The following is a 13,252-nucleotide window of genomic DNA, read 5'->3' on the forward strand; positions in this document are numbered from 1 at the left end:
GTTTGATCACCAGCCCATGCACGCTGCGCGGCGCCCTGAAATCCACGAAATCGAGGTTGCGGATAATGCCCTTGGCGGGCGGATACACCGTCACCACGTCGAGAATATCGCCCACATCCGGGTCGCGCAATTGATGCACGCGACCGGGGCGCTCCAGGTCGGTCACCATTTCATACAGTCCGGCTGCCGATTTGCGGCGGTCGAACGTCAGCGGGCGGGTTTCCGAAAGCAGGATATCGCCCAGCGACAGCACCCAGGCGCGGCCTTCCGAGGCCAGCGTCGCCAACCGGTTGTCGTCGAGCACCAGCCGCACAACATAGGCCTCGCCCGTACTCTCCAGGCTGAAATCGCTGGCCAGCCCACCCAGGATTTGTTCCGATTGCGCGTCGGGCCGCGCCAGCCGGGCCTGCGTATCGAACAGCATCCACACTACGCTGCCGCGCCGGAATACCGCCGCCGACGTATCCTCAGCGAACGGGAACACCACCCGCACTGTCGAGCCGACCGTGCTCACATGGGGCTGCACCAGTTCGGCCGTTTCCGGCCGCCCCGCGCTATCGGGTTCTCCCGGCCCCGCTTCGTCTGCCGCAATCGCCGGAACATCCGCAGCAGCCGCCACCGCCGCAAGGTCGAATACCGCCTCTCCAGCGCCCGGAACGTCGATGTCGAGAATGAATTCGGTACTCGATTGCTCGTAAAAGCGAAGTTCGGCTCCGTCTTCTATCGCGAGGGTAATTTCGGTGCCCGCGCCCAGAACGGTATTGTCTACCCTCCCCAGTTGCGTGGGCTTGTCCGACAGGATCGGGTAGAGATCGACCGGCACCGGCCAGTCGAACCGGACCCGCGCAACGTCTCCATCTTCGAGAAATTGCGCCTTGGTCCCCACGCTCCAGTTGAACGTGATGCGCGAGAAGGTTGGGTGCTTTCCCACGCGGATCGTCGCTTGGGGGTCGTATTCGAGCACCATTTCAGCGCGCCGGCGCTCCTCGGCAATGCGCGCTGCGTCCTCGGCCCGCTCCGCCAGCCGCGCGATCACGTCCTCGGGCAAGGCCGGGGGCAATCCCACCCAGTTCAGCGGCAACAGGTCGATGAAAAGCTGCTCGCCAGCGGCGATTGTGTTGACCTGAAACGCCGTCCGCAGCCCCATGCGGATGCTGGTCCGGTCCGGATCGAACCGCGCCACCGAGACGTAATCGCTCAGCACCGTGCCCACATCGGGCAAAAACCCTGACATCGGCACATCCGGCACCGTGATGACCAGAACGCCATTGTCGCTCGCCACCGAATGGTCGGGCAGCATCAGCCGGTCGGGAAATGTGAGGATCAGGCGGCCATAATCGTCATGCCGCTGCGCCTCGAAGACGATACGCTCGTCGGCCTCGACAGGCACGGCAAAACCCAGCCCGCCAAGCAGCACAAAAACGGCCAGCGAGAGTACCCTCGCGACCTCAACGATTGAGCGTCCACGGTTCTTGGTGGTCGAAAGCATTCTGCCAGCCGCCCTGATTGAACGGGCACACTAGGCATTAGCGCTTAAGATGCCCTTACCGGGCTGCACTCACTGTCCGATGATTTGCGGCAGGTTGGAAAAGTCCTGCGCCGCCACCTGGCTCGGTCCGGTCGGCCCGGTTTCGGCCAGCATCACGGTGAGCTCCTGGGCTTTGGCGGGCACCATCTTGGCCATGATCGGCCCCAGCTTGCGCGGGCTCATCGCCTGCCCCACCCGGACGAGAACCGATCGATCGAGATCGTTGAAAATGGTCGCCGCGTCGCCGGGCCGCATGGATTCATACATCGCGACAATCGCCGCGAACTGCGCAGCTTCGGCATCATCCTGACGATCGACCAGCGCATTGATCTGGGCTTCCATGGCGCTCAATTCGCTCATGCGCTGCTCGATCCGCAACTCTGCCGCCTCGACCACCGCCAGCCGTGTTTCCAACTCGCCCGCAAACACGTCGAGTTCCGCCCGGCGCTCCGCCAGCCGCTGCAGGATCAGCGCTTCCGTCGGATTGGCTCCATCCAGCCGCTCCGGGCCAGCCCCCCCGCCCACGCGCCAGGTGTCGATATCCTGTCGCTCCTCCGGCCCCGACGACAGCGCATCGTAAAGCGCCTGCGCCGCCAGTTCAGCCGCCTCAAGCGCGTCGCCATCGAGCGTCGCGGCGTCATCGGCCGTCTGCGCCATCGCAACAGGCTGCCCCCCGCCGGAAACGATGCCGATGGTCTTGAAGACCAGCAAGGCGGAAGCTGCGAGGATCACAACGGGCAACAGCCGTATCTGTCTCACGCAACGTTCTCCCGCCGCCGCTGATGCTCTTCCAGTGTACGTAATGCAGTCCCGGCCCGGTTCGGCTCACGCATATCGTTCGGGCTCCGCGCCGCCTGGGTGATCTTGGCGATCCGATCCATAACCGCCTGCCCGGCATTGACGTGATTGGCCAGTTCGATGGCAAAGCGCTCGGCATCATTGAGCCGCTGGTTGAGGCGTTCATCCGCCTCGATTGCGGTCGCCTTGAGGCCCTTGATCGCCCCATTGGCCATGGTGGTCGCCTGCACCAGATCGGCGATCATCTGCTGCAGCGCGGCGCGATCGGCATGCAAATTCTTGATTCTCTTATTGAGAACCACGCAGTAACCGATTGTTGTTGCCAGCAGAACGGCAACGGCAACCTCGATCATCATTCCCAGCGGGAGTCCCATTTCAATTGCCTTCCGCGTTGTCTTCCATGGCCTCGAATGCCGCCATCGTGACCTTTGGCGGATTGAGCGGGCGCGTCACACGCACCGATACATTCTTGCCGATATGACCCATCACGGCCTTGGTCAGGTCCACATCGCCGCAGCGCAGCGTCACCGGGTCCGATGGCGTCATGTCGAACATGATGGTGTCCCCTGCCGCCATGTTGAGCACTTTTGACAGCGGCAGGTTCAATTCGTGCAGAACCGCTGAAATTTCAGTATCCGCCGCGTAAATCTCGGTGGCCAGATGTCCTTCCCAGATCGGATCGCGCCCGAACTTCTCGCCCATATACATTTGCAGCAATTGCTCGCGGATCGGCTCGATGGTCGCATAAGGCAACATGATTTCGATCTTGCCGCCGCGGTCATCCATGTCGATGCGCAGCTCCACGAGGATCGCCGCATTGCCCGGCCGCGAGATCGCGGCAAAGCGCGGATTGGTCTCCATCCGGTCGAGCTTGAAGTTGACCGGTGCCAGCGGCTCGAACGCCTTGTGCATGTCCTCAAGGATATGCTCGATCATCCGCCGCGCCAGCGCCATTTCAATGGTGGTGTAAGGCCGCCCTTCCACCCGCACCACGCTGGTGCCGCGCCGCCCGCCCAGCAGCACGTCGATCATCGAATAGATCAGCGAGCTATCTACGGTCAGCAACCCGTAATTGTCCCATTCCTCAGCCCTGATCACCGACAGGATCGCCGGAAGCGGGATCGAATTGAGATAGTCCCCGAACCGCACCGAAGTGATCGAATCGAGCGACACTTCCACGTTGTCGGATGTGAAATTGCGCAGCGTCGTGGTTGCCAGCCGCACCAGCCGGTCGAAAGCGATCTCCAGCATCGGCAGGCGCTCATAGGAGACCAGCGCCGAATTGATCAGCGCGCGCACCCCGGTCAGTTCGACACTGGTGCTGGCGCTCGCATCGAACCCGAGCAGGGAGTCGATCTCGTCTTGATTGAGGATGCTGTTGTCGTCGGCAAGGCCGGCTTCGGCCTCCAGCATGGCTGCCCAATCCTCGCCCAGTCCGCCTTCCGGTTTTGTGCCTGGTTCTCTGGCCATGGTCCGCCCGCTACTGAATGAGTATTTCCTTGAACAGGATGTTGTCCACGCTCGCGGGATAGACCGCGAGGTTGACGCGACGCTGCAATTCTTCCTTGAGCCGATAGATGCCCGCCGACCCCTCGATGTCCGACCGGCGCAATTCGCGCAGATAGACCTGAAACGCATCAAGCACCCGCGCCATGCGCGGCTCGATCAGGCCGATCATGGCCTCGTCGCGCACTTCCAGCGCCACCCGCAACTTGAGATATTCCGTCGGCCCACCGCCGGTATTGAGGTTCACGATGATGTCGGGAAGGTCGTAAAAAGCCACCGGGGCCACCGCCGCGACGTCCGTGGCCGGATCGCCGCCGAACATGCCCGACTGGACGAGGAACCAGCCCCCGCCGCCCGCAATCGCCAGCAGCGCCACCGCCGCGCCGCCGATCAGCGCGACCTTGGGCAATCCCTTGCGGCCAGCAGCGGCGCCAACGTCCGTTTCGGTCACATCGCTCATGATAGCCTTCCGAATCCCCCGGGTTTCCAGCGCTTTCGCCGCGTTTCCAGCTAATCCCGACACGGTTAACGAATGGTTACGATTTACCTACGGGCGGCAGTTATTGCCGGGCAATATTTTCCACGCGGTTAACCATGTGCCGGGCCAGCCCGGATGCAGATACCGCCTAACCCATTGACTTTATTGAAACTCATCAGTTGGCACGCCTCGTGCATTGTTTCTGGCAAGGCACCGGCTTGGGGAAGTCGGGGTCTTAACGGAGCGCTTCCGGAACGGGCCTGCCCACAGAAGCGAAACGCGAACGTAACGGGGAAACGCGCATGATCGGCAACGCGCAATTGATCGGCCTGTCGCGCCAGATGGCCTTGCAGCGGCAGATGGATGTGGTGGCCAACAATCTGGCCAACATCAACTCGACCGGCTTCAAGGCTGAAGCCATCCTGTTCGAGGAATACATCATGCCGGTCGCCGCCGATCGCACCTTTCCGCGCGGCAGCCAGCAGCTTTCCTATGTTCAGGACTGGGCGACCATGCACGATCTTGGTGCTGGCGCGATGACCCAGACCGGCAATCCGCTTGATCTTGCCCTGTCAGGCGATGGCTTTTTCGCCATCGAGGCCCCTGAAGGCACCCGCTACACCCGCAACGGCGCGTTCGTGATCGACGCTGCCGGACGCCTCGTTACCGAAAACGGCTTTCCCGTTCTCTCCGATGGCGGCGACGCCATCGTGTTTGCCGCCGACGAAACCGACATCGCGATCGCGCCAGATGGCACCGTATCGTCGAGCGCCGGAAACAAGGGCCGCCTGAGCGTTGTCGAATTCGAGAACCCCCAGGCCCTCGCCCGCACCGGCGACACCATGTTTTCCGACGGCACGCCGCTGGCCACCGCCTCCACCCGCGTTGTTCAGGGAGCGCTGGAGCGCTCCAACGTCTCGGGCGTGGGCGAAATGAGCGAGATGATCCGCGTCACCCGCGCCTACTCCTCGCTCGCCGACCTCATGAACAAGCAGGACGAAATGCGCCGCACCGCCATCCAGCGTCTCGGCGACGCGCAGGCATAGCCCTAAAGGATCTTATCGATGAAAGCTCTTTACATCGCATCGACCGGCATGGCCGCGCAGGAGCGCAATGTCGAAGTCATCTCCAACAACATTGCCAACATGCGCACCACCGGCTTCAAGCGCCAGCGCGCCGAATTCCAGGACCTGCTCTACCAGTCCTACCGCCGCGCCGGAGCCTCGACCTCCGATACTGGCACCCAGGTGCCCGTCGGCATCGAAATCGGGTCGGGTGTCCGGGTGTCCGCCACCTCGCGCGTCATGAGTCAGGGCAATGTCGCCCCCACCGAAAAAGAGTACGACGTGGCCATCCGCGGCGAGGGGTTCTTTCCCGTGGCCCTGCCCGATGGTCGCACCGCCTACACCCGCGACGGCACCTTCGAGCTCGACGCGACGGGGATGATCGTCAATGTTGACGGCTTCCAGATCGAACCCGGCATTGTGGTGCCCGACGGCACCACCTCGGTTTCCATCAGCCGCGACGGCATCGTCGAGGGCTTTCTCAACGGCAGCACCGAACCGGTTCAGCTCGGCCAGTTCCAGATGGCGCGCTTCGTCAACAAGGCCGGCCTTGAATCGATGGGCGACAACCTCTTCCTCCAGACCGCCGCCTCCGGCGAAGCCCAGATGGGCCTGCCCGGCACCGAGGGCATGGGAAGCCTCCTCCAGGGCTATCTGGAAAGCGCCAACGTCAATGCCGTCACCGAAATGGCCGATCTGATCTCCGCCCAGCGCGCCTATGAAATGAACGCCCGCGTCATTTCCGGTGCCGACCAGATGCTCCAGGCAACGGCCCAGCTGCGCTGATCGGCTCTTACGAGAGGATAACGATGATGTTCGCTTCGCTCCTGAAACACACCGGCCTGGCTCTCGCCTTTTCCGCGCTTGCCAGCATGGCGCAGGCCGAGCCGCTGCTACGCGGCGATGTCACCGTGCATTCCGCCATCGTCACCATCGGCGATCTGTTCGAAAATGCGGGTCTGTTTGCCGAAAAGGCAGTGTTCCGCGCGCCCGCGCCGGGAACGGCGGGCGTTCTCAGCGTTGACGATATCGCCAGCGCCCTGCAATCCGCAGGCATCGAGCGCTTCGAAACCGCCGGCCTCGATAGCATCCGCGTCGCCCGCTCCGGTGTCGACGTCGAGCTCTCGCTGCTCTCCGATCTGATCGCGACCGACCTGCGCCAGCGCGGGATTCTCAATGCCGACATGGATATGGATATCGCCCTCGATACTCCGCTGCCTGCTCTGGTCGCCGCCAACGCCGCCCAGCCCGCTGCCCTGAGCATTTTGCGTTACATGCCCGGCTCGTCCACCTTTTCCGCGCGGTTTGAGGTGTCCGGGCTCGATCGCCCTCTCGATATTTCCGGCCAGATTCAACTGCTGATCGCCGCTCCGCATCTCACGCGCACCCTGCCCCAAGGCACGATCCTGGGCCCATCCGACATCGAAATGCGCATGATCCCGCTGGCTTTCGCCGAATCCTCCGGCCTCGTCGCCATCGAGGACCTTGTCGGCATGCAGTTGCAGCGCCAGACCCGCGCCGGCGTCATGGTGCGGCCTGCCGATATCGCAGCGCCGCAGATCGTCGGACGCAACGATGCGGTGACCCTGGTTTACCAGCACGGCGCACTGACCCTGACCAGCACCGGCAAGGCGCTTAACGCCGCCAGCCTCAACCAGCCGGTTTCCGTACTCAACACCATGACCAACCGGGTGCTGCAAGGCGTGGCGACACAGTCCGGCACCGTCACTATTCACTCCGGCCCGCAACAACTCGCCGGTCTCTGATCTCAACCCTCCGACCCGCGCTTGGGGAAGCGCGACGCCGGACACATTCGATTTTACGGGGAAACTGAAATGAACATTCTGATCAAGCTTGCGACAGCCCTGATGCTTGTCAGCGCTCTCGCCGCCTGCGCCACCACCGATAAGCTGGCCAATGTGGGCCGCGCCCCGGCGCTCTCGCCCATCGTCGATCCCACAGTCACCGCAGGCTATCGGCCGGTCTCCATGCCGATGCCCGCCGCCGAGCCCGCTGTCTATCAGGCCAATTCACTGTTCCGCTCTGATGCAAGAGGGTTCTTCAAGGATCAGCGCGCCGCCCGCGTCGGCGACATCCTCACGGTGATCGTCACCATCGATGACAGCGCCCAGATCGGCAACACCACCACCGCCACCCGCTCGTCATCCAATCAGGCCGGACTTGGCGGCGCGCTGGGCTCGATCTTCAATTCCATCACCCCCGCCGATGTGAGCGCCGACGCTGCCATCGGCACCAATTCGGGCGTTTCCAACACCGGCAACGGCTCTGTCCGCCGCTCCGAGCGTCTCACCACCCAGGTCGCCGCTGTCATCACCCAGGTGCTGCCCAACGGCAATCTGGTGATCGAGGGCCGCCAGGAAGTGCGCGTCAATTTTGAAGTGCGAGACCTGATCGTTGCCGGCATCGTCCGCCCCGAGGACATCGGCTCCGACAACACCATCGATTCCTCCAAGATCGCTGAAGCCCGCATCGCCTATGGCGGCCGCGGCCAGATCACCGATGTCCAGCAGCCACGCTACGGCCAGCAAATCCTCGACGCCATCCTGCCCTTCTGACACCAGACAAGGAGTGAGGCCTTGCCCTCACTCCCCACCCGGCACCACCACCCGGCCCGTCCGGTCCCTATCACCGTGGCATGATCAACCTGCCGCACCCAGTCCCCAACCGGTCGCCGTTCCCCAAACTCTGCGGCAACCGGTTCCCGGCCCGTCTTCCCCGTCGGGCCGGTAAAAAGGGGCGCAGCGTCCCCGCTGCGCCCCTTTCTTTTTCTCCCACATCTCATTCTGTCGTCCCGGCCTTGAGCCGGGATGACCACGCAGATGGGTGTCCCCGACTTTTCTTCCATCTCCTCGCGCGCTAGAACCGTTCCACAACCTCCCGGAGTTCCCCATGTCCTACGCCGATCTCGAAGCCCTTGGGCGTCAGCTCGAATCCATCGACCACGCCATCGCCATTCTCTCAGCGGACGAGGCGACCAACATGCCGGTCGGCGGGGGCGAAAAGCGCGCGGAATCGGTGGCGTTCCTCTATGGCCTGCGCCACGAAACCGCGACCGCTCCAAAGGTTGGCGAGTGGCTCGCCAAAGCGCAAAGCGAGGAGCTTTCCGAGGACCAGAAGCTCTCACTGCGCGAGTTTCGCCGCGTTTACACCAATGCCACCTGCCTGCCCGCCGATTTCGTGCGCCGCAAGGCTCAGGCCGAAATGCGCTCGGAACAGCTTTGGCGTGATCTGCGCGCCAAGAACGATTGGGCCGGTTTCGCGCCTGCGCTTGAAGGGGTCGTCGCCCTTGCCCGCGAAGAGGCACAGATGCGCGCCGATGCCCTCGGCCTTGCCCCCTATGATGCACTGATGGAGCAATACGACCCCGGCAATCGCGTCGCCGACGTCGCACCGGTTCTCAATACGCTCAAGACTTTCCTTGTCGATTTTCTCCCGCAGGCGCTCGATGCTCAGGCTCGCCGTCACGCAGCGCGCCCGCCCAAATCTGTGAGCGGCCCGTTCCCCATCGCCCAGCAGCGCGAATTGGGACTATCGATGATGCAGGCGCTAGGGTTCGATTTCACCCATGGTCGCCTCGACGTATCCCACCACCCCTTTTGCGGCGGTGTGCCCACCGATGTGCGCATGACCACGCGCTACCGGACCGATGAATTCCTCACCGCCCTTATGGGCGTGCTCCATGAAACCGGCCACGCCCTTTACGAACAGGGCCTGCCGCGCGCCCTCTCGCACATGCCGGTCGGTCAGGCCCGTGGCATGGCGATACATGAAAGTCAGTCCCTGTTCGTCGAGCAGCAACTGGCCCGCTCCCCGCATTTCTGGACCTGGGCCATGCCCATCGTCGCCACGAATCTGGGCGATGACGCGCTGGCTGGCTGGGATGTCGAGGATGTGATGGCCGAGGTCAACAAGGTCGAACGCGGCCTGATCCGCGTCGATGCCGATGAGGTGACCTACCCGCTCCACATCATCTTGCGCTTCGAACTCGAACAGGCCCTGATCGGTGGCACCCTTGAGGTGGCTGATCTCCCCGAGGCCTGGGACGACAAGATGCGCACCTATCTCGGGCTGTCGACCATCGACAACCCCGCCGATGGCCCGATGCAGGACGTCCACTGGCCGGCGGGTGCCTTTGGCTATTTCCCGTCCTATACACTCGGCGCCCTCATTGCCGCCCAGCAATGGCGCACCATTGAACAGGCTTTGCCTGATCTGCCCGGTCAGATCGCCCAGGGCGACTTTTCCGCCGTCAACGCGTGGCGCAGGGACAACATCTGGCAACAGGCGTCCCGCTATTCGACGCCCGACCTGCTCAGGCGCGCGACTGGTGAAACGCTCAACCCCGATATCTATATCGAACACCTGAAGCGCCGGTACGGTTAGGCGTCACTTCTGCTAAGCACTCTCTCCTTGCCCCTAAGGGGAGAAGGAAGAGCCACAAGCGCCCACCAAAAGCCCCCCCCCCCCTCTCCCCTTGAGGGAAAGGGGGGGGGGGGGTGAGGGGTGCCCAGCGCCTGCTAAGCCAGCCAGAGACGACTGCCCTTACGCCTTCACCACCCTCAGCACACCCCTCATCCGACCTTTCGCTATCGCGAAAGCCCACCTTCTCCCTCAAGGGGAGAAGGGAAGAAAAACACCAGCGTTGGCCAAAAACCCCCTTGCCGCCTTGCCCCTTTTACCCTTCTCCCCTCGTGGGAGACGGTGGCCGCGAAGCGGTCGGATGAGGGGGCGCAGCGCTCACCGGATCAGCCAGCGACAGTTGCCTACCCCTTCACCAGCCGCAGCAAAAACAGCAGGATCACCGCCCCGATCGTCGAATGGATGACCGCAGCAATAAACCCTGTCCCCAGGCTCACCCCGAGAAACGGGAACAGCCAGCCGGCGATCACCGCCCCGACCACCCCCACAACGATATTGCCGATCAGGCCAAATCCGCCGCCCTTGACCAGCTTGCCGGCGAGCCAGCCTGCGATAAGACCGACGATCAGGAAAATAAACAGACTTTCGACGCCCATGATGGCCCTCACTTTTGTTCGAGCAAAAGTCTAGGCCATCAGGTCGAAAAGTCTAATCGATTTTCGGGATGTCAGAACGAAACCGTTGCCCCCAGCATCACCCCGGCCTCGCCAGCAACGCTCCAGGCGGTGATTGGCCCGGTCTGCGGTCCGCCCGCATTCCCGAACGTCACCTGCCCCAGGCCCAGTTGCCCGCCGGCGAATGCGCCTGCCGAAAGCTGCACACCCTCGGCCATCTCCACGCGATAACCCGCCTCGGCCCGCACTCCAAGCGTCGCCAGATCATAGGCGATATTGGGCACCGGCCCCAGATCGGGGCGCAGGTAATGACTGTCGGAGACGCCCAGATAGTCGCCGCTCACCTCCAGCCGCAGATCGAACGCCTCTGTCGCGGAAATCTCCTGCTCCAGCCACACGCCCAGCCCCGCCGATACCGAGAACAAATCCTGCCCGATCACCGTAACGCTGGCTGGCAAAGCCCCGGTCGGACACGCCGCCCCGCAGGTCAGCCCCTTGGCCGCAGAACGCTCCAGCCCCATCCCGGCGCTCACATAGGGCCGCACCGCCATCCCGCCCCAGAAAAGTTCGTCCTCCATCGGCAGCCCGAACCGCAAATTGACACTGCCTCCGTGGCCCAGCGCGAGATCGCTGAATGTTTCCGAATAGAGCGCCTGCCCCGCCTCATAATCCCGATCAGCGAAAGTGCCGCCGCCCGCGATGGGAAACCCCGCGATCAGATCGAACCAGCCATCCTCTCCCCGCCCGCTGAGCACGAATTCGATATCGGCGCGATAAAGCGGCTCATAACTCAGGATCGATGTGGGATCGCCATAGCTCGTCATCCCGCCCGCCGGTGGCGTCAGCCCCGATGCGTCATGGTTGAGCGACAGATAACCGGCATTGAGACGCACCTGCGTCCCCACGCTGATATCCATGGCTGCGCCCGCGCTCGCCATGCCCCCGGCGATCAGCGCCAATCCCGCCCGCGCCAGTCCCCTTCGCCAGTCCATGCGTCCCTCTTTCCGCCTCCTCTCCCTTGGTACACCGCAACCGCCGCCCGGCACAACCTTGCGCGTCTTGACTTCTCTTCCATGGCGCCTATTTTTCAGCAAGTCTCAACACCAACAGGATGTGTGCCCGAATGGATTTCCACCCGAAAGCAATCTCCCCTTGCCTCGGACCGAAAGCCCATTCTCATGCCCGCACAGATCACTCTTTCTCGCCTCAGCTACTCAACGCCTGACGCCACCTCCCTTTTTTCCGATCTCGACCTCACCTTTTCCCGCCAGCGCACCGGCCTCGTGGGCCGCAATGGTGTGGGCAAATCGACCCTGCTGCGGCTGATTGCCGGACCGCTTGCGCCCTCTATGGGAACGGTCAGGACCGAAGGCAGCATCGGCGTGTTGCGTCAGGCCCTCCAGCCCGCGCCGGGCGAAACCCTCGCCGATCTGTTCGCCATCGGCGATGCACTCGCCATCCTCTCCCGCGCCGAAGCCGGCACCGCTTCAGCCGATGATCTGGCCGAGGCCGACTGGACTCTGGAAGCACGGCTTGCGGAAGCCCTCGCCCGCTTCGGCCTGGATGCCACGCCCCACACCCCGCTCGCCACGCTTTCCGGCGGCCAGCGCACCCGCGCCATGCTTGCCGCACTGGTCTTTTCCGCTCCCGATTTCCTGCTGCTCGATGAGCCGACCAACAATCTCGATCGCGACGGACGCGACGCCGTCATCGCGCTTTTGGCCCAGTGGCGCGGCGGCGCGGTGGTCGTCAGCCATGACCGCGAACTGCTCGATACCATGGATGCCATTGTCGAACTGACCAGCCTTGGCGCCACCACCTATGGCGGCAATTTCACCCTCTATCGCGAGCGCAAAGCCATTGAGCTCGCTGCCGCCCGGCACGATCTGGCCACCGCCGAGCGCCAGATTGCCCAGGTGGAACGCAAGACGCAGGCAACGCGGGAAAAACAGGCCCGCCGCGATCGCGCCGGCCGCGCCCAGAAGGCCCGCGATGACATTCCCCGCATCATTTTGGGTCGCGAAAAGGACTATGCGGAAAAACATGCCGGCGACAACGCCCGGCTCGCCACCCGCCAGCGCGAACAGGCGCAGGCCGAGGCCCAAACCGCGCGCCAGCGGATCGAGGTGCTCGAACCGGTCACCGTCACCGTTGCCCCCACGCACCTGCCTCCGTCCCGACAAGTACTCAATCTCGATAGTGTCACCGCCGGATATGCCCCTCAAACGCCTGTGCTCAAGGCCTTCTCCCTCGCGCTGACCGGCCCGGAACGCGTCGCTGTCACCGGGCCGAACGGGTCGGGCAAGACCACGCTGTTAAAGCTCATCACCGGCGCCCTGCGGCCCCTCGCGGGCTCCGTTGCAGTTCACGTGCCCTATGCCGTCCTCGATCAACAGGTCTCGATCCTCGATCCGCACCTAACCATCCGCGACAATTTCCTGCGCCTCAATCCCGGCTCCGACGAAAATGCCTGCCGGTCCGCCCTGGCCCGCTTCAAGTTTCGCGCCGATGCCGCGCTTCAGATGGTGGGTACGTTATCCGGTGGCGAAACCCTGCGCGCCGGGCTCGCCTGTGTGCTCGGCACGCAAACCCCGCCGCAATTGCTCATTCTCGACGAACCGACCAATCATCTCGATCTCGACTCCATCTCAGCCGTTGAGGCAGGGCTGTCCGCCTATGATGGCGCGCTGCTCGTCGTCAGTCACGACCGCCCCTTTCTGGATGCGATCGGCATCACCCGCGAAATCGCCCTTGGCTGAACGCTCCGCCCCAGAACGAAAACGGCCCGCTGGAGTCCATCTCCAGCGGGCCGCAAAGTCAGTCA

Annotated in this window: 12 protein-coding genes and 1 pseudogene; 6 read left to right on the plus strand and 7 right to left on the minus strand. The window is 63.5% G+C overall.

Annotated features, from left to right (window positions below):
- The 5 genes and pseudogenes from VNS12_RS05655 to VNS12_RS05675 all read right to left on the minus strand — a co-directional run.
- Positions 1-1,489: pseudogene (locus VNS12_RS05655) on the minus strand (hypothetical protein); the annotation flags it as partial.
- Positions 1,490-1,558: 69 nt separating this feature from the next.
- Positions 1,559-2,287 carry a MotE family protein gene (locus tag VNS12_RS05660; protein ID WP_325486868.1) on the minus strand — a complete coding sequence of 243 codons (729 nt, stop codon included), beginning with the start codon at positions 2,285-2,287 and terminating at the stop codon, positions 1,559-1,561.
- On the minus strand, positions 2,284-2,700 hold the full coding sequence (locus VNS12_RS05665; RefSeq protein ID WP_325486869.1) for a DUF6468 domain-containing protein: 417 nt from the start codon (positions 2,698-2,700) through the stop codon (positions 2,284-2,286). Before VNS12_RS05665 ends, VNS12_RS05660 begins: the two co-directional genes overlap by 4 nt.
- Position 2,701: 1 nt before the next feature.
- Positions 2,702-3,796: a flagellar motor switch protein FliM gene (gene fliM, locus VNS12_RS05670; RefSeq protein ID WP_414693073.1), complete on the minus strand. Its 1,095-nt coding sequence runs from the start codon at positions 3,794-3,796 to the stop codon at positions 2,702-2,704.
- A 10-nt stretch (positions 3,797-3,806) separates the two neighbouring features.
- Positions 3,807-4,292 (minus strand): flagellar basal body-associated FliL family protein, encoded by a 486-nt coding sequence (locus VNS12_RS05675; RefSeq protein ID WP_325486870.1) that lies wholly within the window; start codon positions 4,290-4,292, stop codon positions 3,807-3,809.
- Positions 4,293-4,612: 320 nt separating this feature from the next.
- Between VNS12_RS05675 and flgF the strand changes: the two genes are divergently transcribed.
- From flgF to VNS12_RS05700, 5 genes are all read left to right on the plus strand, one after another.
- Positions 4,613-5,356: a flagellar basal-body rod protein FlgF gene (gene flgF / locus VNS12_RS05680; RefSeq protein WP_325486871.1), complete on the plus strand. Its 744-nt coding sequence runs from the start codon at positions 4,613-4,615 to the stop codon at positions 5,354-5,356.
- 18 nt (positions 5,357-5,374) lie between these two features.
- Positions 5,375-6,160 (plus strand): flagellar basal-body rod protein FlgG, encoded by a 786-nt coding sequence (gene flgG, locus VNS12_RS05685; RefSeq protein ID WP_325486872.1) that lies wholly within the window; start codon positions 5,375-5,377, stop codon positions 6,158-6,160.
- A gap of 23 nt (positions 6,161-6,183) precedes the next feature.
- A complete protein-coding gene (gene flgA, locus VNS12_RS05690; protein ID WP_325486873.1) occupies positions 6,184-7,140 on the plus strand; it encodes a flagellar basal body P-ring formation chaperone FlgA in 957 nt (318 codons plus the stop codon).
- A gap of 69 nt (positions 7,141-7,209) precedes the next feature.
- Positions 7,210-7,950: a flagellar basal body L-ring protein FlgH gene (gene flgH, locus VNS12_RS05695; RefSeq protein ID WP_325486874.1), complete on the plus strand. Its 741-nt coding sequence runs from the start codon at positions 7,210-7,212 to the stop codon at positions 7,948-7,950.
- A gap of 334 nt (positions 7,951-8,284) precedes the next feature.
- The gene (locus tag VNS12_RS05700) at positions 8,285-9,778 is read left to right on the plus strand and encodes a carboxypeptidase M32 (RefSeq protein WP_325486875.1); all 1,494 of its coding nucleotides are present in this window, start codon (positions 8,285-8,287) and stop codon (positions 9,776-9,778) included.
- Positions 9,779-10,158: 380 nt separating this feature from the next.
- Here VNS12_RS05700 and VNS12_RS05705 read toward each other — a convergent pair whose 3' ends face one another.
- Both VNS12_RS05705 and VNS12_RS05710 read right to left on the minus strand, forming a co-directional pair.
- Entirely contained in the window at positions 10,159-10,410 is a 252-nt protein-coding gene (locus VNS12_RS05705) for a GlsB/YeaQ/YmgE family stress response membrane protein (RefSeq protein WP_325486876.1), read from the minus strand.
- Between the two features lie 71 nt (positions 10,411-10,481).
- Complete coding sequence (locus VNS12_RS05710) at positions 10,482-11,420, minus strand: hypothetical protein (RefSeq protein WP_325486877.1); 939 nt, start codon at positions 11,418-11,420, stop codon at positions 10,482-10,484.
- Positions 11,421-11,606: 186 nt separating this feature from the next.
- Between VNS12_RS05710 and VNS12_RS05715 the strand changes: the two genes are divergently transcribed.
- Positions 11,607-13,187 carry an ABC-F family ATP-binding cassette domain-containing protein gene (locus VNS12_RS05715; protein ID WP_325486878.1) on the plus strand — a complete coding sequence of 527 codons (1,581 nt, stop codon included), beginning with the start codon at positions 11,607-11,609 and terminating at the stop codon, positions 13,185-13,187.
- Positions 13,188-13,252 lie beyond the last annotated feature (65 nt).

This window comes from Pelagibacterium sp., assembly GCF_035555455.1.
In the GTDB taxonomy this organism is placed as follows: domain Bacteria; phylum Pseudomonadota; class Alphaproteobacteria; order Rhizobiales; family Devosiaceae; genus Pelagibacterium.